Below are 23,565 nucleotides of genomic sequence, written 5' to 3' on the forward strand. Positions count from 1 at the left end.
CCCGGCAGGGTTCCACACAATCTTCACGGGAATTGATATTTTCGGCACACCCCCTTTTCGCGGGCACGCCAAGCGACAGCCAGACCCGCGTCCAGAGAGGCGGGCCTACCTTTCAGTGTGACCTCACAGGTCGATCAGCACCGACTTGGTCCGGCGGTTGGCGAGATAGGCCTCGCGGCCCAGATCCTTGCCCAGCCCCGAGGCCTTCCAGCCCCCGGTCGGCAGGATGTGGTCGCGGGTGCGGCCATAGCGGTTGACCCAGACCGTGCCCGCTTCGAGATCGCGGGTCAGGCGCATGGCGCGCGACAGGTCACGGGTGAAGAGACCAGCTGCCAGCCCATAGGTCGGGTGGCTGGCAAGCGCCATGGCCTGCTCTTCGGTCTCGAAGGTCTGGAAGGTGGCGACCGGGCCAAAGATCTCTTCGCGCACGGCGGGGTTGGTCTCGTCGACGCCGCCGATCAGCGTCGGGCGATAGAAGGCCCCGGCGTGATCGAACCGCCCGCCGCCGCAGATCAGCTCGGCACCCTCGTCCTGCGCGGCGCGGACGATGCTGTCGATCCGCGCCAGTTGCTTTTCGGAAATGATCGGCGAGAACCCGGCCTCGGCGCTATGGGTCTCCGACGGGGTGATCTTGGCAAAGCGCTCCGACAGTTTCGCCGCCAGCTCATCCGCGACGCTCGCCTCGACGATCATCCGCGAGCCCGCGACGCAGAATTGCCCGGCGTTCGGGATGATGCCGGTGGTCAGCGCGTCGGCGGTGACGTCGAGGTCGGCATCGGCGAAAACCACCATCGGGCTCTTGCCGCCAAGCTCCAGCGTCATCGGCTTGATGCCGCAGCGGGCGATGTTTTCCATGATCGCCGCCCCGGCGCGGGTGGAGCCGGTGAAAGACACTTTGTCGATGCCCGGATGGCCGGTGATCGCGGCGCCGGTGGTCGGCCCGTCGCCCAGCACGATGTTGATGAGCCCGGCGGGAATGCCCGCTTTCACCGACAGTTCGGCAAGGTAGAGCGTGGTGTAGGGGGTCATCTCCGAAGGCTTCAGCACCACCGCATTGCCTGCCGCGAGCGCCGGGCCCAGCTTCCACGCGGCCATGGAGATCGGGAAGTTCCACGGGGTGATCGCCCCGATGACACCGTAAGGATGATCCGAGATGAAACCGAACTGGGCGTCCGAGGTCGGCACCAGCGTGCCCGCCTCCTTGTCGGCGAACTCAGCGAAAAAGCGGATCTGCTCGGCGGTCACCATGACGTCACCCGCCAGCGCCCCGGCATAGGGGCGCGAAGAGCAGACCGCTTCGAGCATCGCCAGCGTTTCGGCCTCCTGCTCGATGAGATCGGCCCATGCGTGCAGGGCGCGCAGACGGGCGCGCGGCTGCAGCCCGGCCCAGCCCGAGGTGCGCAGCGCGTTGCGCGCGCTCATCACGGCGCGGTCCACAAGCGCGGCGTCGGCGCAGGGAATGGCCCCAAGGCGCTGACCGGTCGAGGGCGAGACAAGCTCGATCGCCTCATCGCCGGACACATATTCGCCTCCGATAAAATGCCGGTTCGGCAGTGGCAGCCGGGCGGGATCGAAAGCGAACGTCATGGGGTACCTCATTCAGGTCTTGGGGCCAGCCTGCCGCAACAGGCGCAGTGAACGCTGCCGAATGCCCAGAAAGCGCAGTATATTTCGCTGCGTCCTCCGGACATGGACGACAGATTGTGCGCTAGTCTTAGCGAGCGGATTTTCGGCTGGCCAGAGCCGCCAAGTCCGGCGGGACGAAACTGAGCCATGTTGGCCGGGGATTGTTCTTTTGCGGGCAGCGCGAAATCGGGCGGCTTCGCGAATTGTCCGACGGCCGGGAGAGCGATGCCGTCCCTTCCAGCTGGGTCCCGTCGCGCATAGGCCAGCCCAATCCTTCGGCATCGCTGTCGGAAAAGGCGAGTGCCAGCACGGATTTTCTAGCCGCGTCGTCGCGCCCTTCCTAGCCTGAATCAGGCGGGTGCGCATCCCGCCGAAACGGAGGCTGGGAAGATGATGATCTACAATCTTCAGGTTCTGCGTGCGGTAGCAGCGGCGATGGTCGTCCTGCACCACTTACGGGAAGCGTTGGCAGAAGCTTTTCCTTCAGTGGTCGAGATCGAAGTCGGCGCGGCAGGTGTGGACATTTTCTTCGTCCTCTCCGGCGTGGTCATCACCTTAACAGAGGAGGGGCGCAACGACGGTGCATTCGCTTTTCTAAAACGACGGGCTCTTCGCATCGTACCTATGTATTGGCTAACGCTCTGGCTCATCGGGCTGGCGCTGTTCGCAGGCCTTTCGCCGATTGGCGTTCAACCTGAGGATGGCACCGTCGGCAAAATGCTCCTTTCTATGTTCTTCATCCCGTTCGAGCGGGAGCATGGAGCCATCATGCCATTGCTCGGGGTTGGCTGGACACTCAACTATGAGGCATTTTTCTACGTGGTCGTCGCCATCCTGTTGGTCTTGCCGGGGCGTTTCCGATCCGGCGCGTTGGTGGTGGTAATGCTCTTGCTGTCTCTGGCCGGCGTGCTGCTGCAACCCGATAGCGTCGCCGGACAGTTCTATCTCAATCCAATTTTGCTAGAATTCGCGGCGGGCGTCGTGCTCGCGCAGCTCTGGCTGAATTGGACGGGCGTGGTGCAAAGCGGAGCAGTGGTCGGCACTGCGCTTCTCTGTGTCGGGATCGCTCTGTTCGCCTTCGCAGCGCGACCCGAGGAGTTTACCTTCCTGATGCGAGACCGCGTGCTTTGGTTCGGCATACCGGCAGTCTGCTGCGTGGCGGGAGCGCTCCTCCTCGAGCGCTCGGGTCATTCTCTGCGCACCGGGTGGCTGCAATGGCTGGGCGCTGCGAGCTACGTCCTCTATCTCAGCCACGCCATAGTTATCCAAGTGGCGGAGAAAGCGTTCGCAAGACTGAACTTGGCGCTGGATGAGACCATCGCTGCGCTAAGCTTCGCCGCAACCGTCTTTGTGGCAGCACATCTCGTCGGGGTCGCCCTACATCTGTATCTTGAAAGACCGATCACACTTAAACTGAAATCCAAACGAGCCCCGGCGCAACGCGAACGCGCGGCAGCCGGGCGCTAGCGCCAGATCGCTTCGAGGCCCTTGCCGACAGAGCGGATCAGAAAGCGCTCTCCGGTACCAAAGCGCGATCGGTCAGACGCATGTTGAGGGCGTATCTCGATGTCATCGCGGTTGAACCGATCCGGGTTTCCCAGCACCGAATGATAGGTCGCCGCAGGCCGCACTCGCGCCTCGCCTTGCCAGTCGAGACTGTCGACAAGCCCCGGAAGAACTTCATCCAGCGCGGCGTGCAGGGTCGCGCGAGGTGCCGAAGAGAACGCGTGATAGTCTATCCGCCGCAGCATCGCGACGCGCGACAGGGCATGAGCCGCCTGTTCGACCTTGACCCAATCCAAAGCCGCCTCGCGGATAGGCGGTTTCTTCATCGGACTGCCGGTAGAGGGTTCGAATTTCGGCCGCCGCCATGAGGAAATCACGTCTTCTGCACCGCGATAGGCGTGTAAAAAGATCGGGTCGAGGCCAGCAGCTAGCACGTAAGCGCGAGGCCCGGCTTTGGAGCTGTCGAGCACGATGTCGGCCCCGGAAGCCATCCGCGCGCCCTCAAAGAGCCGCTTCTGCAGCTCGATAAACTCGGCCAATCGGTCGTCGTTGCGGATGCGCGAAAGATCGTAGCGCAGCTTTAGCAGGTATTTGTTGCGCACGACGCTGTTCTCGAGAACGGCTAGGCGTGCTAGATCGTCGGGGCCGATCTTTGCATGTTCCATTGCCTCGCTCCAGAAGGAGCAGTCTGGCACCCGTTGCCCGCAGGAACACAATAGCTCTGCAGCATTAAGACGCCAGAGCGCGTGAACCTCGCCGACCCCGCAGACTCTTGGCGCGGAGTTCAGAACCCGCTCAATGACGGTGGAACCGCTACGGCCGGAACCGATGATGTAAATGAGATTGCTCACTTAACGCTCCCTGCCGATTGAATTGGTAGAAAGCAGAGCAAGTCGCAATCCGTTCCGCAACCCAAATCCGGCCTGAGAGTGCGCTGCCGCGCGCCACCCGCGATGTTCTTTCACACCTGCGGCAATATCGGGCAAATACAGCATAGACCGCACACCCGAAGCGCCACGGATGTGTTTTTCGGCATCGCTCTACTTAACAGTGAGCACGCTTATCGGACTCTCTAATCCTACCCAGTCACCCCAGCCGCCGCCTCACTTTGCCTCGGGCATCCCAATGCGGTCGATCTTGCTCACCAACGCGGTCGCCGTGGCCAGTGCGGAAGCGGTGGCCTGCGCCATCTGCGGCAGGATCATCCACTCCAGCGCCCAAGCCGCGCCCGAGCGTTCCTGTTCGTGGATCATCGCCTGATGCATCCCCGACAGCTGCACCGCGTTGAACCGCGCCAGCGTCACCAGCAGTTCGGCGCTCACCGGGTTCTGCTTGTGCGGCATCGCGGAAGAGCCGCCGCCGCCCGAGAGTTTGATCTCGTCCAGCCCCTGCTGCGCCATCAGGCAGATGTCCTGCCCGATCTTGCCCAAGCTTCCGGTGATCAGCGACAGAAGCCCGGCATATTCCGCAACGCCGCCGCGCATCGCGTGCCACGCGCTGTCCGCGCTGGCCAGATCGAGCGCTGCGGCGACGTGATCCACCACCGCCTGCGCGTCGGTGCCAAGCGCCTTGCGGTCGCCCGAGGCACCGCCGATCTGCACCCGCTCGACCCGCGGCGCCAGCTGCGCCAGCCGGTCCAGATGCGCCGCAAGCGGCTGATGCCAGGGGCGCAGCCGATCCGAGACGGTGATCTCGGTCGCCGCCTGCATCCGCGTGCGCCCCATCAGCGGCGTCGTGCCGCGGCGCGCGTCAAGCTCGATCAGCGCCGCTTCCAGCGTGGCCAACCGCTCTGCCAGCAGCGCGCTGCTCTCCTTGAGGGTCAGCGCCAGCGCGCTGTCCACCACATCCTGCGAGGTCGCCCCCTTGTGCACCGCCACCGCCAGATCGCAGCCGACGATCTCCTTCAGCTGCGCCACCAGCCGCGGCACCGGCACGCCGTCGCGCGCCATGCCCGCGCGGATGTCAGACAGATCGATCTTCGCCGCCGCGATCTTTGCCGCCGCCGCCTCGGCCAGCGCCGCATCGGCCCGCCCGCAGGCGCCAAGCGCCCGGCTCCACGCCGCCTCGAAGGCCAGCATATGCGCCATCTGCCGGTCCGCAGACCAGATCGCCGCCATCTCGGGGTCGGCAAAGAGCCCGCCCAGCCAAGGGTGATCGAAAACGCTCGCGCTCATAGGTCCTGTCCCTTCACATGCCGAAGGGGCGGCCCGCACAGCCGCCCCGTCGCATCGTTCTAATCTCCGCGCCTCAGATGTCGAGGAAGACCGTCTCACCCTCGCCCTGCAGGCGGATGTCGAAACGGTATTTACCCTCGCCGGTCTTCTTGGCGATCAGCGTCTCGACGCGCGGGCGCTGCTCGATGCGCGCCAAGAGCGGGTCCGAGGCATTGTCTTCGTCTTCGAAGTAGATGCGCGTCTGAAGGCCCATATTGATGCCGCGCGCCACGACCCAGAGCGAGATATGCGGCGCGCTCTCCACGCCGCCCCGGCCCTTCACCTTGCCCGGTTTGACCGTGCGCAGGGTGAACTCGCCGGTCTCGGCGTCGGCGGCAAAGCGGCAATGACCCGAAACCTTGGGGTCCGCACCCTCTTGCCCGGCAAAGACGCCCTTGGCGTCGGGCTGCCAGCTTTCGATCAGCGCGTCGCGCATCGCCCAGCCGGTGCCGTCATAGACAGAGCCGGTGATCTCGATGATCTCGCCGTCGCAGCCCTCTTCGATGGGGCTGACGCCGATCTCTTCGTCGTAGTAGCCCGCGTTGCCCGCATAGGTGGGCATCAGACCGATGTGGACGTAGGGGCCAGCGGTCTGCGAGGCGGTTTCCACGAGGGTGTCGAGTTTCTGCACCATGATCACATGCCCTCCAGCTTGTTCTCGAACATCGACTGACGGCGACCGCGCAGCACGATGTCGAACTTATAGGCGAGGTAGTCGAGCGGGCGCGAATGCGCCAGATCGAGCGGGGCGACCAGCGCATCAAGCTGGGCGCGGTTCTTGATCGTCGCGGCGATCGGGCAGTGGTCGATCAGCGGATCGCCCTCGAAATACATCTGGGTGATCAGGCGCTGGCCGAAGCTGTGACCGAAGACCGAGATATGGATGTGCATCGGGCGCCAGTCGTTGCCGCGGTTCGGCCAAGGGTAGGCGCCGGGACGCACGGTGAGGAACTGGTAATAGCCGTTCTCATCGGTGAGCGTGCGCCCGCAGCCGCCGAAGTTCGGGTCGAGCGGCGCAAGATAGGTGTCCTTCTTGTGGCGGTAGCGCCCGCCCGCGTTGGCCTGCCAGATCTCGATCAGCGTGTTCGGCACCGGCTTGGCGTTTTCGTCGAGCACCCGGCCATGCATCAGGATGCGCTCGCCGACCGCCGGCGCCGCGCCCTTGGTCCAGTTCAGCACGAGGTTGTTGTCGAGCGCGCCCAGCTTGCCGTGGCCGAAGGTCGGGCCGGTCTCTTCCGAGGGCGAGCTTTCCATCGACAGCAGCGGCAGGTTCGGGGACCGGGTGACGCTGGTCTTATAGCCGGGATCATAGGCCACGGGATGCGCGTCGCGGTTGCGCGGGATCAGCGGGCCCTTATCTGTGGTGATGAAGTTGCTCATTCGGCTGCCGCCTCCATTTCGGCATAGGTCGCCTTGGCCAGTTTCAGCGCGTGGTTGGCGCGCGGAACCCCGGCGTAGATCGCCACGTGCTGGAAAGCCTCCAGCACGTCCTGCTTACTGGCCCCGGTGCGCGCGGTGGCGCGGATGTGCATCGGGATCTCTTCGAAGTTGCCGGTCGCCGCCAGCAGCGCCAGCGTCAGCATCGAGCGCTCGCGATGGCTGATCGCGTCAGAACTCCAGACCGTGCCCCATGCGCTGCGGGTGATCAGCGTCTGGAACGCCTCGTCGAGCGGCGTCTTGGCGGCCTCGGCGCGGTCCACATGCGCGTCGCCCAGCACCGCGCGGCGGGTCTTCATGCCCTGTTCGTAAAGCTCGTCCATTCAGGCGGTCCTCCTCAGAAAGTCAGTGATCAGGCGGGCGGTCTCTTCGGGCTGTTCGACGCAGGGGATGTGCCCCGCCCCGTCGATCAACGCGAACTCCGCGCCGCAAAGCTCGGCCGTGCCGCGCACCAACTCGGGCGGCGTCGAGCCATCCTCGGCCCCCGCCATCGCCAGCACCGGCAGGCTCAGCGCGCGGGTGCTCTCGGTCAGATCGGCGCCCGCGATGGCGGCGCAGCAGCCCACGTAGCCCTCGAGCGGGGTGCGCTCGAGCATGTTCTTCCACAGCGCGAACTGCGGGTCGCTCTCGCGGAAGCCCGGCGTGAACCAGCGCTCAAGAATGGCGTCCGCCAGCGAGGCCACACCGTTTGCGCGAATGCCGTCGATCCGGGTCTGCCACATCTCGGGCGTGCCGATCTTGGCCGCCGTATCCATCAGCACCAGCGCGCGGATGAGATCCGGGCGCTTGACCGCCAGCCCCTGCCCGATGAGCCCGCCGATCGACAGGCCGACAAAGGTGATATCCTTCAGATCGAGCGCCGTGCAGACCGCCTCGGCGTCCGCCACCAGCGTCTCCATCGCATAGGGCGCTTCGGGCGCATCCGACAGACCATGCCCACGCTTGTCGAAACGCACCACGCGCAGCCCCTCGGGCAGCAGCGGCAGCAGCGCGTCCCAGACCCGCAGGTCGGTGCCCAGAGAGTTGGCCAGCATCAGCACGCGGCCATCTTTCGGGCCTTCGTCGCGGATGTGCAGGGTCACCCCTGCGGCGTCGATTGTCTGCATGTGTCCTCCTCGGGCCGGGTCGGGCCTGGCGCTCTTCTGCCATGGCAAACCGCCCGTGAAAAATATAAGTAGAGGCATCACTCATAACTGATGGGTTATAGATGCTCCACCCTCACCTGCGCATGCGTCACCTTAGGGTGTTTCTCGAGACCGCCCGCCTCGGCAGCCTCAGCGCCGCCGCCGAGGCGCTGCACGTCAGCCAGCCCGCCGCCTCGAAGACAGTGCGCGAGCTTGAAGAGATCCTGAACGCCCAGCTGTTCGACCGCAGCGGGCGGCGGCTGGCGCTGAGCCGGGCGGGCAAAATCTTTCAACAATACGCGGGCACGGCGCTGGCCGATCTCGAACGCGGCGAGCGCCTGCTGCGCGAACTGCCGCAAAACCAGCACAAGCTTGCCGTGGGCGTGCTGCCCACCGCCGCCACCGGGCTTTTCCCCGACGCCGCCGCGCGCTTTCGCGACAACTACCCTGACTGCACGCTGCGCGTCTCAACCGGGCCGAACTGGCTGCTGCTGTCGCAATTGCGCGAGGGCGCGCTTGATCTGGTGGTCGGGCGCATGCCCGCCACTGGCACTGGCGAGGGGCTCAGCTTCCGCCAGCTCTACTGGGAGCGCGTGGTGCCGGTGATCCGCCCCGGCCATCCGCTTGCCGGGCAGGCTTGGGAGCCGTCGGACCTGATCCGCTTTCCGCTCATGCTGCCGCCCGCGGGCGCGGTGATTTCGGGCTCGGTGCGGGCGTTCCTGCAATCTCTGGGGCTGGGCGAGCCGGTTCCCGCATATGAGAATGTCTCCCACGCCTTCGGGCGGCGGGTCGTGGCGCGGTCCGACACCATCTGGTTCATCTCCGCGGGCGTGGTGCGCGCCGAGCTCGACAGCGGCGAGCTGACCGTGCTTCCGGTGCAGAACGAACTGCTGGGCGGCCCGGTCGGCATCTCGCTGCGCGACGGAACGCTGCCGGACCCGGCGCTGCAGGGTCTGGTCGACGCGCTCGTCGCCGTGGCCGCAGAGCATCCGGCGCAGGCGGTGTGAGAGCGCCCTTGCCCCCTACCCCGCCGTCGCCAGCGCTTTCATCTCCGGCACCGGGCTCACCAGATCCACGCCGCTGGTGAAGGCGGCGATATTCTCGCGGATGAGATCGGCGGCCATCTCCTGAACCTCCGGCGCATTGCCCGCCATATGCGGCGTCAGCACCACGTTCTCGAGCGCGATCAGCGCCTCGGGCACCTCGGGCTCGGTCTCATAGACGTCGAGCCCCGCCCCGGCGATCCCGCCCGACTGCAGCGCCGCGATCAGCGCCTCGGTGTCGACCACCGAGCCGCGCCCCACGTTGATCAGATAGCCCTTCGGCCCCAGCGCCTGCAGCACCTCCGCGTTCACCGCGTGCTGCGTCGCCGGACCGCCCGGCACGCAGGCGACGAGGTAATCGCAGCGCTCCGCCAGTTCCAGCAGCGAGGGGACATAGGCATAGGGCAGATCGGCTTTCGGCGTGCGGCTGTGGTAGAGCACCTCCAGATCGAAGCCCGTCGCGCGCCGCGCCACCGCCGCGCCAATGCCGCCCATGCCGTAAAGGCCGATCTTGCGGCGCGAGAACAGCGGCCGCGGCGTCTCGCCGTAATTCCACGCGCCAGTGCGGGTCAGACGGTCCTGATGCGGAATCCGCCGCACCACCGAAAGCAGCAGCGCCATCGTGTGATCGGCCACCGCGCCGGCGTTCACGCCAGCCCCATGCGAGACCTTGATGCCGCGCGCGATCGCCGCCGGAACGTCGATCCCCTCATAGCCGGTGCCGACGCAGCAGATCAGCCCGAGGTTCGGCAGCGCGTCCATCTCGGGGCCCTTGGCGCCCTTGAACCCGGCGGTGACCAGAACGCGGATTTCCGCGCGCTCTTCCTCGCTCAGATGGCCGTAGCCTTCGGTGCAATCATGCAGCGTGTAATGCGCCCCCAGCAGAGTGTGATAGGCACGGGTTTTGATGTTGATGGCGACATGCTGCGGCATCGGGCGGCTCTCCGGTCTGGCACCCCGCAGGGCGGGATGGGTCTTCAATCGGCGCCGCCCCTCCCCCGCGCGGCGCAACTCGCGCCCATCTGCGCCGAGCACCGCGGGGGTTACAAGCGCCGAAGCCCGAACTATCGCCGGTAGCGGCCCGGATAGGGCTCCATCGGCGGTAAATTCAGCGCCGCCTCCCATTCGCCGAGGGTCATATCGGCCAGATCGCCCGCGCTGCGCCCCGGCGGGATCGCGGCGGGTGGCAGCGCCACATAGGGCACGCAGGCCAGCGCGCAGCCGACCATGTCCGGGGTGATCCGCAGCGTCTTGGTGCCGATGAAGATCTCGCGGTATTTGACGCCCTGATCGGCGCCGCAGCGCAGGATCGACTTGGCAATATTCGCCTCGATGTCCTGCAGCGGCGCCTCGCCGGTGCTTTCCGTGTCCGACGCATCCTCGATGAAGAGGTTCGCCGTGGTCATCCGGTCCTCGGCGATGGCCAGCGCCAGCGCGCACCAGATCGTCGTTTCAGCCTTGGGGCGAATGGTCTGGGATTTATTCGCGCAGACCACCATGGCCCCCGGCAACGGCGCGAACCGCCGCTCGTGGCGCGAGCCGAACAGCCGGTAGGCGGCGTCGAGCAGCGGCTCCATCGGCAGCACCGGCACCTCGGCGCCATCATGGCGCGGCAGCACCATCTTCGGCGCCACACGGCCCTGCGCCAGATCATCGGCACGGGCAAGGTCATAGCCCCAGACCGCGCCGTTCACGCCGCAAAAGCTCGAGACGGTGATCATGTTGATCTGCCCGATATAGGCGTCCTCGCATTCCGCCCGGTCGTAAGAAACGATGCCCTCCAGCCCCTCGTCCATATCCGCCGCGACCGTGCCGATCGACAGCTTCAGCGCCGCCACATAGCCCCAGCCGCTTGATGGGGGATTGCCGTAACCGGCGCAATTGCCCGGAAAAGGGCCGATGGCGTTCTCGGCCACCTCGCGGAAATGCTCACTCATCAGATCACTCACCTATGAATTACTCCCGGTCCAGCCGCAGATGCGCGCGCACCCATGCGCCGGGGTCTCTGGCGCTGCCGCCCGGATCCACAGGCGTGACGATCAGCATGGCGCCGCCCAGCATCACCCGGTGCGGCGTGTTGTCGATCCCCGCGCTGCGCACCTGCTGCAGATCACCGGGCGCAAAGCCAAGCTCCGCGCAAAGCTCGGCCAGCGTGGTGCCGGGATGGGCAAAGACGCCGCCCGTCTGCGGCGCAAAGCCAGCGGCCAAAAGCGCGCTGGAGGTGGGGGTGGCGGTGCCGCCCTTGGGCGTCGTGGGCTCAGCCATGGCAGCCTCGATATCGGCCGGGATCTGCAGCAACCGCCGCTGGGTGAAACGCACCTCGGTGGCGGGATCGTCGATCACATGCGGCGCGCAGTCGTGGTAATAGGCGTTGACCAGCGAGGCGCGCAGATTGGTCTCGCTCAGCCAGCTCGCGCCCATGCCCGAGTAATGCCGCGTGCCAAGCGCATCCATCCCCATGTACATGGCGTTGAGCCCGGTCCAGAACCCTTCGGGCGCCCAATGCAGGTAGTCGTCCTTGTTCTTGAAATAGAGGTAATCGCCGGGCACCGGCGGCGCGTCGAGCGGCGCCGAGATCATAAAGAGCGTCGCCGGATTGGGCGTTTCCGCCTCACCGATGCGCCACGGCCCGATATACATGCGCTGCCATTTGGCGGCCATCTCATCAAAGCGCGCCGCACCCAAACCATTCAGCAGCCCCAGATAGACCGCCATCTGAAAGCCCCCGGCACACTCCCCGCGGAACGGCAGCAGCGCCCCCGTCACCGGCGCCATCGCCTGCGCCGCTGGCGTATCCGGCGCCTGCGCAAACTGCGCCTCGCTTGCCCCGTCGGGACCGAAAAACTGCCAGAAGCGCGACAAGAGCGCCGGTCCGGCGCTGCCGAGCCGCGGCACCAAATGGATGTCGGGATTGAAGTAATCCACGTCATAGGCGCCGGTGTTGAAGCGGCTCATCGCCGCGATCGCGGCAAGGCGAAAGCGGATCTCGTCAAGCGCATCCGCAAGGCTGGCAAACGCGTGTCCCCGCGGGGACAGCTGCCACGCCTCGACGATCTGCCGCGCCAAGGGCAGCTCGAGCGCGCGGAGCGCCTGCGCGTCGCTGCCGCCGAAAGCCGCCTCGGACTGGCGCGCTGCGGGCACCGTCAGATGTTTGACCACCTCGTGCAGGGCGGCCTCGGAATCATCCACCGGCTGGCCGGCGATGGTCAGGCCGTTGAAGGGTGTTTGCGGTATCGTCACGCGGCTCTCCTTGCCCCAATTCGTAAGCCAGCCCGACATGCGCAAGTGCCCGCGCTTTGCCCGGATCATCACATCCCGCGCGGAAACTGTTGCAATCATTTCGGGAAACGCTTGCAATTTCTCTATGTAACGTTGAACGTCCTTCCCCATGGTAAAGACGCATTTTTAGTATCGACTTAATACCCTAGGGTTCTACGGGCTGCGCAAAACTACCGCAAAAAGTGTATCGCCACCCAGAACCGCAGCAAGGCTAGGCACGACACCAGCTTGCGCCGGGCACCGCCCGCTGGGGACCGGGGGAGTGACGTAAGTGACGCAGGCCGTGTTGAGGTTGCTTGGGGGCTACGAGTTGCAGCTCGCAGACGGCACGCCTCTGCGGCTCACCTCGCGCAAATCCTTTGCCCTGCTCGCCATCCTCGCCCAGAGAGCCGACCGCGCCGTGCCGCGTGAAGAGATCGCCACCCTGCTTTGGGGCGACCGGGGCGAAGAACAGGCCCGCGCCAGCCTTCGGCAAGAGCTTTCGGTGCTGCGCCGCGCCCTGTCGCGCTATGGACTCGAATGCATCGAGGCCAGCAAGGAAGCGGTGCTGCTCGACTCGCGGCGCATCGAGATCGACACCCAAACCGCCGAGGCGCTGATCGCCAAGGCCACGCCCGCAGCCGCCGCCGAGCTTGCAGAGGTCTATCAGGGCGACTTTCTCTCCGGGCTCGACATCCGGTCGGAAGCCTTCGAGGACTGGCGCCGCCTCTACCGCGAACAGCTGCGCGACCGGGTGCTCGACACGCTGCATGAGGCGCTGCTCGACGATCCCGCCGAGCCCGACATCGCCCGCGCCCTGCTGCGCATCGACGAGACCCACGAAGAGGCGCACCGCGCGCTCATGCGGCACTTCTGGCAGACCGGGCGGCGCGGCGAGGCGCTGCAGCAGTACCAGCGCTGCCTCGACGCGCTGCGCCGCGAGCTCGACGCCGAGCCCGACCCCGACACGATCGATCTCTTCGAGGAGATCCGCGACACCACCGCCCCACCCGTCACCGGGCGCAGCACCGGCCCGCTGCGCCCCGGCGGCAGCGCCGTCCCCGAGCGGCGGCAACTGACCGTCGCGGTGCTGGGCTTTGCCCTGCCCGAAGACCTCGACCGCGACCCCGAGAGCCTGTCGGCGCTTCTGGCCGATTTCGCCGCGCATTGCCGCGATCACATCGGCGCCTATGGCGGCAAGATCATCGATCAGGCCGACGGCCGGATGATCGCGCTGTTTGGCCACCCTCGCGCGCATGAGGCGGATGCCGAGCGCGCGGTGATGGCCGCCCTTGGCCTGCTGGAACAGCCCTTTCGCGATGCGCGCCGGCAGGCGCTGGCGCTGCGCGCCGGGCTTGCCATGGGCGAGACGCTGGTCGGTCAACAAGGCACCGAGGGCGCGGTGGTCTCGGTCGCCGGGCCTGCGGTGATGACCGCCTCGCGCATCGAACTGCAGGCCGGTCCGGGGGAGACCCGCATCGCCGGGGCGATGCAGCACGCGCTGCGCGGGCAGTTCCGCCTGTCCCCGGTGGGCGATGCGGTCAGCGGCTCTCAGGTGCAACGAGTGCTGGGCGAAAGCCACCATGCAGACCGTTTCTTCATCTCGGGCGCCACCCGGCAGTTGTCTCGGCTCACCGGGCGCGAGGAGGAATTGCACGAGATGCTGCGCCGCTGGCGCGCCGCGACCGAAGGCGAGACGCAGGTTATCGTGCTGCGCGGCGAGTCCGGCATCGGCAAATCCCGCCTGCTGTCGGACTTCAAGAAACGCGCGCTGACCGACGCGCCGCGCCTGCTGCAATTCTCCGGCTCGCCGCACCACCAGAAAAGCGTGCTCTTTCCGCTGGTTCAGCACCTGCAAGAGATGCTGGGCTTCGCCGATCTGCCCGACGACAGCAGCCGCCGCGCCCGCCTTCGGCACTGGCTCGAAAGGCGCCCCGGCCTTGATCTTGGGCAGGTCGAGCAGGTGCTTTCGACGCTTTTGGGCCTCTCTTCGGTGCCCGACGAGCGGCTGCGCGATCAGGACGCGCTGCTTTCGGCGATCACCGCGCTGCTGCGGCTGGCCGCCACCGAAGGCCGCCCGCTGCTGCTCATCGTGGAAGACATGCACTGGCTCGATCCCACCTCGCAGCTGCTGCTCGTCCGGCTTGCGCGCGAGCTAGAGGATCTGCCGCTGATGATGCTGGGCACCTCGCGTCAGGCCGAGGGCGTCGCCGTGCCAAAGCCGCCACGGATGCACAGCATCACGCTCGCCCGGCTCACCCCGCGCGAGGCGACCGCGCTGGTCCGTGACATCTGCCCCGAGACATGGCCCGAAAGCCGCATCGCCGAGATCGTCGCCCGTTCCGACGGTATCCCGCTTTATCTCGAGGAACTGGTCCACACCGCCGCCACCGGCGCCGACGGCAGCATCCCCGACAGCCTGCAGGCCTCGCTCACCGCACGGATCGACCGGCTCGACGGCGCGCGGCTGCTGTTGCAGCAGGCGGCGGTGATCGGACGGGTCTTTGACCGCGAGACGCTGGCCGCCCTCGCCGGACGCCGGGCCGAGGATCTCGACCCCACGCTGCGCGAGTTGCAAAAGCTTGATCTGGTCTACCGGCTCGGGCGCGCCGCCGACGTGCGCTATGAGTTCAAACACGCGCTGGTGCAGGAGCAGGCGCATCAGACCATTCTTCTGGCCGAGCGCGCGGCGCTGCACAGCCGCCTTGGCGATATCCTCGCCGCCGCCCCAGTGCCCGTCCCCGCCGAGCGCATCGCCCGGCATTTCGAACAGGGCGGCCGCCCGCGCGACGCCATCCCGCTGCTGGAAACCGCCGGCAAACAGGCGCTGCGCGTCGCCGCCCATACCGAGGCCGACGCCCATTTCGCGCGCGCCGCAGAGCTTGCCAGCAGCCTGCCCGCCTCCGAAGACGCCACCGCGCTGGAGCTGAAGCACCTGCTGCTGCGCGGCCCGCAACTGCTGGCCCTGCACGGCTTCGGTGCCCCCGCGATCGAGGCCAATTACGCCCGCGCCCTGAAGCTCGCCGACAGCACGCGCGAACGCGGTGAACTGGCGCATGTCTACTGGGGTCTATGGAGCTACTACGTCGTGCGCGCCGACATCGCCACGGCGACCCGCATCGCCGAAAGCTACCTGACGCTCTGCCGCGAGCTTGGCGATACGGTGGGCGAGGTGGCGGCGAATTATGCGCTGGGGGTCACGCAATATTACGCGGGCGACCTGCCCGAGGCGCTCGCCGCCTTCCGCGAGGCCGTCGCGCAGCACCGGCCCGGCCTGCATGAGGCGCAGATCGAGCGCTATGGGCTCGACCTTTCGGTCTGCGCCCGCAGTTATGAGTGCTGGCTGCACGCGCTCTGCGCCGCGCCCGAGGCCGCGCGGCAGGCCAGCGCCGGGGCGATCGCCGCCGCCGAAGCCCATGCGCATGATTTCTCGATGGCCTTCGCCCATGTCTTCACCGGGGTGATGCATCACTTCCTGCAGGCTCCGGGCCCCGCACTGCATCACGGCCAGATCGCCGAGCGACTCGCCGACCGGCACGGCTATGCGCAATGGCGCGCACAGGCCGAGATGGTGATCGGCTACGCCCGCGACCAGCAGGGCGATCCCACCGGCGCGGCGCTGCTGACCAAGGGCACCGAGGCCTATCTGGCCACCGGCGCCCGCCTCGCCCTGCCCTACGCCCGCGCGTGGCAGGCCGAGATCGCGCTGCGCGGCGGCGACCGCGAGACGGCACAAAGCCTTCTGCAGCAGGCGCGCGAGATCACCGCTGCCAATGGCGAGCTTTATTTCGAGGCCGAGCTTTTGCGGCTGTCGGCGCGCTGCGGCGGCTATCCAGAACGTCTGCTCACCGGCGCGCTGACGGCCGCCCGCGACTCGGGCGCAGGGCTTTTGGAACTGCGCGCCGCCCGCGACATGGCCGCGCGTGGATTTGGCGATGCCGCTTTGCGCCGGGCGCTGCACGAACTTCCGGAACAAACAGCCGCGGGCGAGATCGCCGAAGCACAGCAGATACTGGCGACGCAGGACGCCGCCGAGCCCTAGCCTACGGCCCCGCTAAGTCTGCGCTTAGTGGCCTTCCTGACGGATGTCGCGGATGGTCAGCACCGGCGAGGCGTCGATCTCATGCGCGTCCAGCATCGCCGCGACCCGCTCGAGCGACGCGACCAGCTGCGCCTGCTCCCAGTCCTGCAGCCCCTCGAAGCTTTTGACAAAGCGCTGCTGCAGCGCATCGGGCGACTGGCTCACCGCCTCGCGGCCCTTGTCCGAGATCACCACATCGGTCTGCCGCCGGTCCTTCACCGAGCGCTCGCGCCCAACCATGGCGCGTGCGACCAGCTTGTCGACCAGCGCCGTCACCGTCGCCTGACTGACGCCCATCTGGGTCGCCAGCGCCTTAGGCGTGGCCGCGCCATGGTCCTTCTTGGCAAGGATCTGCAGCACCCGCAGCTGCGCTGGGGTCAGGCCAGCGGCCTGCGCGAGCTTGCGCTCGTACAGTTCGGTCGCGCGCAGGATTCGGCGCAGGGCGATCAGGCTCTGATCGGTTCGGTCGGGAACGGGGTCGGACATGGCAATCTTTTGGCAGCTTTCTGCCGAAGCTTCAATCTACGAAGCACTTGCCAGGGTCATTCGAAAGACTAAGGGGATTTGCTTCATAAAAACTTAGTACTTCAGAGGCTAAATGGCCTCAAAAGCCGCTATAAGCGTAAAAACTGCTTCGGTGGTTGAAACTTTATCGCTGTTCGATTAGTTAGATTGACGAACGAACCAGAGGACCCTGATCAATGCCGAAAGACATGACACAGCCTGAAACGCGCACTCCCGTGCTGCGTAAGCCCGAAGCAACGGACGGGGCTGCGATCTGGGATCTCGTGCGCGCGTGCAAGCCGCTGGACGAGAATTCGATGTACTGCAATCTCGTTCAGGCAGAGCACTTCCGCGATACCTGCGTGCTGGCCGAACTCGACGGCGAGCCGGTGGGTTGGATTTCGGGTCACATGATCCCGAACCAAGACGCCTTCTTCGTCTGGCAGGTCGCCGTGAGCCCCAAGGCCCGCGGTCTCGGCCTTGGCCGCAAGATGCTGACGCATCTGATCGAGCGTGAGGAATGCGCGGACGCAACTGAACTGAAGACGACGATCACCCGCGACAATGATGCGTCGTGGGGGCTGTTCCGCAGCTTCGCCCGCTCTATCGGCGGCGAGCTTTCGGACGAGCCGCACTACACGCGCGACGAGCACTTCGACGGCATGCACGCGACCGAACACATGGTCACGATCGAACTGCCGGAAGAGGAAGAGGCGCTGCGCGCCGCGGCCTGATCGCACCCCCTTACATCGCTACATCCTTATCTTTTCAAAGTTCCTAGAAAGGACTTCTGATATGCCGAAAGACACGTCTAACGGCCCGACTATTTACGCTCGCCGCGAATCCGAGGCACGTTCCTACTGCCGCTCCTTCCCGGTGAGCTTCACCTCTGCCAAGGGCTCGGAACTGACCGACGCCAACGGCAAGACCTACATCGACTTTCTGGCTGGCTGTTCCTCGCTGAACTACGGCCACAATGACGCCGACATGAAGGCGGCTCTGGTCGAGCACATCATGAGCGATGGCATTGCCCATGGCCTTGATATGCACACCGAGACCAAGGAAGCCTTCCTTGAGACCTTCGAGCGCCTGATCCTCGAGCCGCGTGGCATGGACCACAAGGTGATGATGGTCGGCCCGACCGGCACCAACGCCGTCGAGGCGGCGATGAAGCTCGCCCGCAAGGTCACCGGCCGCACCAACATCGTGGCCTTCACCAACGGCTTCCACGGCATGACCGTGGGCGCGCTGGCGGCGACCGGCAACAAGGGCAAGCGCAACGGTGGCGGCATGCCGCTGCAGGGCGTGACCCATCTGCCCTATGAGGGCGCCTTCGGCCCCGATGTCGATACGCTGAAGCAGATCGAGATGATGCTCGAGAACCCCTCGTCGGGTCTCGACGCCCCCGCCGCCTTCCTCGTGGAGCCGGTGCAGGGTGAGGGTGGCCTCAACGCCGCCTCCGCCGAATGGCTGCGCGGCATCGCCCGCCTTGCCAAAAAGCACGGCGCGCTGCTCATCGCAGACGACATTCAGGCGGGCATCGGCCGCACCGGCACATTCTTCTCCTTCGAGGAGATGGGCATCGAGCCGGACCTCATTCCGATGGCGAAATCGCTCTCGGGCTTCGGTCTGCCCTTTGCCGCGCTGCTGATGAAGCCGGAGCTGGACGTCTGGAAACCGGCCGAGCACAACGGCACGTTCCGGGGCAACACCCATGCCTTCGTGACCGCCCGCGTGGCGCTCGAGAAGTTCTGGGCCGATGGCAAGTTCCAAGCGGAACTGGCGACCAAGGCCAAGCTGATCGAAGACGAGCTGAACACCATCGCCGACATGATCCCCGGCGCGTACCTCAAGGGTCGCGGTCTGATGCGGGGCGTCGACGTCGGCTCGGGCGACCTGGCCGGTGACATCTGCGCCGAAGCCTTCAAGCGCGGTCTCATCATCGAGACCTCGGGCGCCGACGACGAAGTCGTCAAAGTGCTCGCGCCGCTGACCACCTCGGAAGAGACCTTCCGCAAGGGCTTCGAGATCCTACGCGACAGCACCGCCGCCTGCCTGAACAACCACAAGATTGCCGCGGAGTAACACCATGATTGTACGCGATTTCAACGAACTGAAGAAAACCGACAAGCACATTGCCGACGCGCGCTGGACCTCCACGCGCATGCTGCTGGCAGATGACGGCATGGGCTTTTCGTTCCACATCACCGTGCTCGAAGCAGGCTCGGAACACACGTTCCACTACAAGCACCACTTCGAAAGCGTCTACTGCATGAAGGGCAAGGGCTCGATCACCGATATCGCCACCGGCGAGACCCATGAGATCAAGCCCGGCGTCATGTACGCTCTGAACCTGCACGACAAGCACATCCTGCGTGCGACCGAAGAGCTGCACATGGCCTGCTGCTTCAACCCGCCCGTCACCGGCACCGAGGTGCACCGCGAAGACGGGTCCTACGCACCGGCTGAGGAGACGGCGTAAGCCATGACCCATACCGTTGAGAAAATCGGCGGGACGAGCATGTCCCGCCTGAACGAACTGCGCGACACGCTGCTGATCGGCGGCCGCGAGGGCGAAGATCTCTACGGTCGCATCTTCGTGGTCTCCGCCTTCGGCGGCATCACCGACCTGCTGCTCGAACACAAGAAGTCGGGGCAACCCGGCGTCTACGGGCAGTTCGCCAACGCCCATTCCGGCCACGGCTGGCACGACGCGCTGACCGAAGTGTCGAAGGCGATGATCGAGGCCCATGAAGCGGTTCTCGATCACCCCGGCGACGTCGAACAGGCGACCGATTTTGTGCGCAACCGTATCGAAGGCGCGCGCAATTGCCTGATCGACCTGCAGCGGCTGTGCTCCTACGGGCACTTCCAGCTGTCCGAGCATATGTTGCAGATCCGCGAGCTGCTGTCGGGCCTCGGCGAGGCGCATTCAGCCTATGTCACCGTGCTGATGCTCCAGCGCGCCGGTGTGAACGCCCGCAACGTCGATCTTTCGGGATGGCGCGATGATGGCCACTACACCCTCGAAGAGCGCATCACCAAGGCGCTCGAAGGGGTCGATCCGGCCAGCGAAATGCCCATCGTCACCGGCTATGCCCAGTGCACCGAAGGGCTGATGCGCGAGTTCGACCGTGGCTATTCCGAGGTGACCTTCTCGAAGCTGGCGGCACTGACGTCGGCGCGCGAGGCGATCATCCACAAGGAATTCCACCTCAGCTCGGCTGACCCCAAGCTGGTGGGCGCGGAAAATGTCCGCAAGCTGGGCCGCACCAACTACGACGTGGCCGACCAGCTGTCGAACATGGGCATGGAGGCGATCCACCCCAAGGCGGCGAAAACTCTGCGTCAGGCGCAGGTGCCGCTGCGCGTCACCAACGCGTTCGAGCCGGGCGATCCGGGCACGCTGATCGACGACCAGCCGGCCGAAGAAGCCGCGGTCGAGATCGTCACCGGCCTCGATATCGTTGCGCTGGAGGTGTTCGAACAGGACATGGTTGGCGTGAAAGGCTATGACGCCGCGATCCTCGACGTGCTGACCCGTCACGATGTGCGCATCGTGTCGAAAGTGTCGAACGCCAATACGATCACCCACTATCTGGACAGCTCGCTGAAGACGATGCGCCGGGTGGAAAAGGATCTGGCGGAGCTCTATCCGCAGGCAAAGATCAGCTCGCGCACGCTTGCGATGGCCTCGGTCATCGGTCGCGACCTGAAGGGCCTGTCGGTGTTGACCCGCGGCCTGCAGGCGATCGCCGAAGCCGGCTACGAGTCGATCGGCGCCACGCAGGGCCCGCGCAACGTCGACGTGCAGTACATCCTTGAACGCGACGACCTCGACCCGGTCATCGCCGCGCTGCACGGCGCCTTCGTGACACCGCAGGCGAAGAAGCTGAAATCGGCCGCCTGAGCCTGCGCGGTCCGACAGGGACCATTCGACCAACTGAGGGCGGCCTTCGGGCTGCCCTTTTTTACCCCAAGCCCCGACGTCCTCGACCGTGGCCCCGACCGCGCGCCAGACCGCAAACCAGACCGCGCCCCAAGTCTCTTACGAAGAGACTTGCAAAAGTCTTCCAAGACTTTTGCCGCCGCGCTCCCATGCCGTCATCCCCCTGCCATATGCCGCAGGGCATTGTTCTCGCCAGATTTGCACTATAGTGGGACGGGTTCTTGCCGTTTCTTCCCCGTGTTTCGCTGTCCGGAGGTGACCAGATGCAGACGCCCTATTACCTGATCGACAAGTCGCGGCTGCTGCCCAACATGGAAAAGATCGCGCATCTGCGCGAGACCTCGGGCGCCAAGGCGCTGCTGGCGCTGAAGTGCTTCGCCACGTGGTCGGTCTTCGACATGATGAGCGAGTATATGGACGGCACCACCTCCTCCTCGCTGTTCGAGGTGAAGCTGGGCCGGGAAAAATTCCCCGGCGAGACCCACGCCTATTCCGTGGCATGGGCCGATCACGAGATCGACGAGGTTCTGGCAAGCTCCGACAAGGTGATCTTCAACACCGCCGCGCAGCTGCAGCGTTTCGAAGAGGTCAGCCGCGGCCACACCCGCGGGCTGCGGGTCAATCCGGGCGTCTCGACCTCGGGCTTCGATCTTGCTGACCCCGCCCGCCCCTTCTCGCGCCTCGGCGAGCATGACCCTGCGGATATCGAGCCGGTGCTCGAGCAGGTCAGCGGCTTCATGTTCCACAACAACTGCGAGAACGACGATTTCGAGCGCTTCGACAACATGCTCGGCTCCATCGAGCAGCGCTTCGGCCATCTCATCCGCCAGATGAAATGGATCAGCCTCGGCGGCGGCATCCATTTCACCGGCGAGGGCTACCCGCTCGACCGTCTCGCCGAGCGTCTCAGGCGTTTCGCTGGCGAAAACGAGGTTCAAGTCTATCTTGAACCGGGAGAAGCCTCGATCACCAATTCGACCACGCTGGAGGTCACCGTGCTCGACACGCTCTTCAACGACAAGAACCTCGCGATCGTCGACAGCTCGATCGAGGCGCATATGCTCGACCTGCTGATCTACCGCGAAAGCGCCAAGATGGACGAAAGCGGCGATCAGCCGTGGATGGTCTGCGGCAAATCCTGCCTCGCGGGCGATATCTTCGGCGAGTTCAACTTCCCCGCCCCGCTCAAACCCGGTGACCGGCTCTCGATCCAGGATGCCGCCGGTTACACGATGGTCAAAAAGAACTGGTTCAACGGGGTGCAGATGCCCGCCATCGCCATCCGCGAGCTCGACGGCAGCGAGCGGCTGGTGCGCGGCTTCACCTATGAAGACTTCCGCGACGCGCTCTCCTGAGCGCCGCGCGGATCAAACGGACAAAATGGAGGTCCTTTGAGTTGAAAAAAGACGTTCTCATCATCGGCGCAGGCGGCGTCGCTCAGGTCGTGGCGCATAAATGCGCTCAGAACAACGATGTGCTTGGCGCGATCCATATCGCCAGCCGGACGCTTTCGAAGTGCGAGGCGATCCTTGAGTCGGTGCGCGAAAAGGGTGCCATGAAAACCGAGGGCGTTCTTGAGGCTCATCAGGTCGACGCGATGGACAGCGCCGCCGTGGCCGATCTCATCCGCAAGACCGGCGCGCAGATCGTGATCAACGTGGGCTCGGCCTTCGTCAACATGTATGTGCTCGACGCCTGCATCGAGACCGGCGCCGCCTATATCGACACCGCCATCCACGAAGACCCGGCGAAGATCTGCGAGACCCCGCCGTGGTACGCCAACTACGAGTGGAAAAAGCGCGACCTCTGCGCAGAAAAAGGCGTCACCGCGATCCTCGGTGCCGGCTTCGATCCGGGCGTGGTCAACGCCTTCGCGCGTTTCGCCATCGACCAGATGGACGAGGTCAAAAGCATCGACATCGTCGACATCAACGCTGGCAGCCACGGCAAGTATTTCGCCACGAACTTCGACCCGGAGATCAACTTCCGCGAGTTCACCGGCACCGTCTACTATTGGGAAGACCAGCAGTGGAAGGAAACCTCGATGTTCGCCTCGGGCCGTGACTGGGATCTGCCCGTCGTCGGCACCCAGCGCGCCTATCAGTCGGGCCACGACGAGGTGCATTCGCTCTCGGCCAACTATCCGCAGGCCGACGTGCGCTTCTGGATGGGCTTTGGCGAGCATTACATCAACGTCTTCACCGTGCTGCAATCGCTCGGCCTGCTGTCCGAACAGCCGGTAAAAACCGCCGAAGGCCTCGAAGTGGTGCCGCTCAAAGTGGTCAAGGCCGTGCTGCCCGATCCGTCGTCGCTGGCGCCTGACTACACCGGCAAGACCTGCATCGGCGATCTGGTGAAAGGCGTGAAGGACGGCGAAGAGGTCGAGATGTTCGTCTACAATGTCGCCGACCACAAGGACGCCTACAATGAGGTCGGCAGCCAGGGCATTTCCTACACCGCCGGCGTGCCGCCGGTCGCCGCCGCGATGCTGGTCGCCACCGGTGAGTGGGACGCCAAGACGATGAAGAACGTCGAAGAGCTCGACCCCAAGCCCTTCTTCACCATCCTCGACGACATCGGCCTGCCGACCCGCGTCAAGGATGCCAAGGGCGACCGCGCCTGGAACGCATAAGCGTCTGACCAAACAGTAAAATCCCAAAATTCGCGCCCCGGAAGCCAAGCTTTCGGGGCGTTCTTCGTTTCAGCCCCAGCCGGCACAACCGCGCCGCCATCCCCGCTTCTTCTCTTTAAAAATACGCCGGGGGTGAATTGGCCTCCGGCCAAGAGGGGGCAGCGCCCCCTTTCCGCCCCCGGCAATTGCGCC

The 23,565-nt window shown here is 65.6% G+C and carries 20 protein-coding genes; 9 read left to right on the forward strand and 11 right to left on the reverse strand.

Annotated elements, in window-relative coordinates; translation table 11 throughout:
- Positions 1-123: 123 nt before the first annotated feature.
- Positions 124-1,587: an aldehyde dehydrogenase family protein gene (locus AYJ57_RS22435; RefSeq protein ID WP_066111263.1), complete on the reverse strand. Its 1,464-nt coding sequence runs from the start codon at positions 1,585-1,587 to the stop codon at positions 124-126.
- Positions 1,588-2,016: 429 nt separating this feature from the next.
- Between AYJ57_RS22435 and AYJ57_RS22440 the strand changes: the two genes are divergently transcribed.
- A complete protein-coding gene (locus AYJ57_RS22440) occupies positions 2,017-3,093 on the forward strand; it encodes an acyltransferase family protein (RefSeq protein ID WP_066111265.1) in 1,077 nt (358 codons plus the stop codon).
- Here the strand turns inward: AYJ57_RS22440 and AYJ57_RS22445 are convergent.
- From AYJ57_RS22445 to pcaD, 6 genes are all read right to left on the reverse strand, one after another.
- The gene (locus AYJ57_RS22445; RefSeq protein ID WP_157374375.1) at positions 3,090-3,983 is read right to left on the reverse strand and encodes a sulfotransferase; all 894 of its coding nucleotides are present in this window, start codon (positions 3,981-3,983) and stop codon (positions 3,090-3,092) included. The two genes, AYJ57_RS22440 and AYJ57_RS22445, sit on opposite strands and share 4 nt — an antisense overlap.
- A gap of 252 nt (positions 3,984-4,235) precedes the next feature.
- Positions 4,236-5,306, reverse strand: coding sequence for a 3-carboxy-cis,cis-muconate cycloisomerase (locus AYJ57_RS22450; RefSeq protein ID WP_066111269.1), 1,071 nt, complete (start codon positions 5,304-5,306; stop codon positions 4,236-4,238).
- Between the two features lie 73 nt (positions 5,307-5,379).
- Positions 5,380-5,979 carry a protocatechuate 3,4-dioxygenase subunit alpha gene (gene pcaG, locus AYJ57_RS22455; protein WP_083191474.1) on the reverse strand — a complete coding sequence of 200 codons (600 nt, stop codon included), beginning with the start codon at positions 5,977-5,979 and terminating at the stop codon, positions 5,380-5,382.
- Positions 5,980-5,981: 2 nt separating this feature from the next.
- On the reverse strand, positions 5,982-6,725 hold the full coding sequence (gene pcaH / locus AYJ57_RS22460) for a protocatechuate 3,4-dioxygenase subunit beta (RefSeq protein ID WP_066111271.1): 744 nt from the start codon (positions 6,723-6,725) through the stop codon (positions 5,982-5,984).
- A complete protein-coding gene (gene pcaC / locus AYJ57_RS22465) occupies positions 6,722-7,105 on the reverse strand; it encodes a 4-carboxymuconolactone decarboxylase (RefSeq protein ID WP_066111273.1) in 384 nt (127 codons plus the stop codon). The genes pcaH and pcaC overlap by 4 nt, the downstream gene beginning before the upstream one ends.
- A complete protein-coding gene (gene pcaD / locus AYJ57_RS22470; protein WP_066111274.1) occupies positions 7,106-7,888 on the reverse strand; it encodes a 3-oxoadipate enol-lactonase in 783 nt (260 codons plus the stop codon).
- Between the two features lie 101 nt (positions 7,889-7,989).
- Between pcaD and AYJ57_RS22475 the strand changes: the two genes are divergently transcribed.
- The gene (locus AYJ57_RS22475; protein WP_066111276.1) at positions 7,990-8,913 is read left to right on the forward strand and encodes a LysR substrate-binding domain-containing protein; all 924 of its coding nucleotides are present in this window, start codon (positions 7,990-7,992) and stop codon (positions 8,911-8,913) included.
- A 15-nt stretch (positions 8,914-8,928) separates the two neighbouring features.
- Here AYJ57_RS22475 and AYJ57_RS22480 read toward each other — a convergent pair whose 3' ends face one another.
- The 3 genes from AYJ57_RS22480 to AYJ57_RS22490 form a co-directional block, all read right to left on the reverse strand.
- A complete protein-coding gene (locus AYJ57_RS22480) occupies positions 8,929-9,882 on the reverse strand; it encodes a 2-hydroxyacid dehydrogenase (RefSeq protein WP_066111278.1) in 954 nt (317 codons plus the stop codon).
- 131 nt (positions 9,883-10,013) lie between these two features.
- Positions 10,014-10,886: a histidine decarboxylase, pyruvoyl type gene (locus AYJ57_RS22485; RefSeq protein WP_083191476.1), complete on the reverse strand. Its 873-nt coding sequence runs from the start codon at positions 10,884-10,886 to the stop codon at positions 10,014-10,016.
- A 19-nt stretch (positions 10,887-10,905) separates the two neighbouring features.
- Positions 10,906-12,189 (reverse strand): hypothetical protein, encoded by a 1,284-nt coding sequence (locus AYJ57_RS22490; RefSeq protein ID WP_066111282.1) that lies wholly within the window; start codon positions 12,187-12,189, stop codon positions 10,906-10,908.
- Positions 12,190-12,499: 310 nt separating this feature from the next.
- On the opposite strand from AYJ57_RS22490, the gene AYJ57_RS22495 reads away from it, so the two are divergent.
- Positions 12,500-16,249 (forward strand): AAA family ATPase, encoded by a 3,750-nt coding sequence (locus AYJ57_RS22495; RefSeq protein WP_083191477.1) that lies wholly within the window; start codon positions 12,500-12,502, stop codon positions 16,247-16,249.
- A 24-nt stretch (positions 16,250-16,273) separates the two neighbouring features.
- Here AYJ57_RS22495 and AYJ57_RS22500 read toward each other — a convergent pair whose 3' ends face one another.
- Positions 16,274-16,774, reverse strand: coding sequence for a MarR family winged helix-turn-helix transcriptional regulator (locus AYJ57_RS22500; protein WP_066111286.1), 501 nt, complete (start codon positions 16,772-16,774; stop codon positions 16,274-16,276).
- 215 nt (positions 16,775-16,989) lie between these two features.
- Between AYJ57_RS22500 and ectA the strand changes: the two genes are divergently transcribed.
- The 6 genes from ectA (at position 16,990) to AYJ57_RS22530 (ending at position 23,373) form a co-directional block, all read left to right on the forward strand.
- On the forward strand, positions 16,990-17,526 hold the full coding sequence (ectA, locus tag AYJ57_RS22505; protein ID WP_066111288.1) for a diaminobutyrate acetyltransferase: 537 nt from the start codon (positions 16,990-16,992) through the stop codon (positions 17,524-17,526).
- Positions 17,527-17,587: 61 nt separating this feature from the next.
- The gene (ectB, locus tag AYJ57_RS22510; RefSeq protein WP_066111290.1) at positions 17,588-18,877 is read left to right on the forward strand and encodes a diaminobutyrate--2-oxoglutarate transaminase; all 1,290 of its coding nucleotides are present in this window, start codon (positions 17,588-17,590) and stop codon (positions 18,875-18,877) included.
- A gap of 4 nt (positions 18,878-18,881) precedes the next feature.
- Entirely contained in the window at positions 18,882-19,274 is a 393-nt protein-coding gene (locus AYJ57_RS22515; protein WP_066111292.1) for an ectoine synthase, read from the forward strand.
- Positions 19,275-19,277: 3 nt separating this feature from the next.
- Complete coding sequence (locus AYJ57_RS22520; RefSeq protein WP_066111294.1) at positions 19,278-20,702, forward strand: aspartate kinase; 1,425 nt, start codon at positions 19,278-19,280, stop codon at positions 20,700-20,702.
- A gap of 302 nt (positions 20,703-21,004) precedes the next feature.
- On the forward strand, positions 21,005-22,096 hold the full coding sequence (locus AYJ57_RS22525; protein WP_066111296.1) for a carboxynorspermidine decarboxylase: 1,092 nt from the start codon (positions 21,005-21,007) through the stop codon (positions 22,094-22,096).
- A 41-nt stretch (positions 22,097-22,137) separates the two neighbouring features.
- Positions 22,138-23,373 carry a saccharopine dehydrogenase family protein gene (locus AYJ57_RS22530; RefSeq protein ID WP_066111298.1) on the forward strand — a complete coding sequence of 412 codons (1,236 nt, stop codon included), beginning with the start codon at positions 22,138-22,140 and terminating at the stop codon, positions 23,371-23,373.
- Positions 23,374-23,565: the final 192 nt, after the last annotated feature.

This window comes from Salipiger sp. CCB-MM3 (assembly GCF_001687105.1).
Classification (GTDB): Bacteria; Pseudomonadota; Alphaproteobacteria; order Rhodobacterales; family Rhodobacteraceae; genus Salipiger.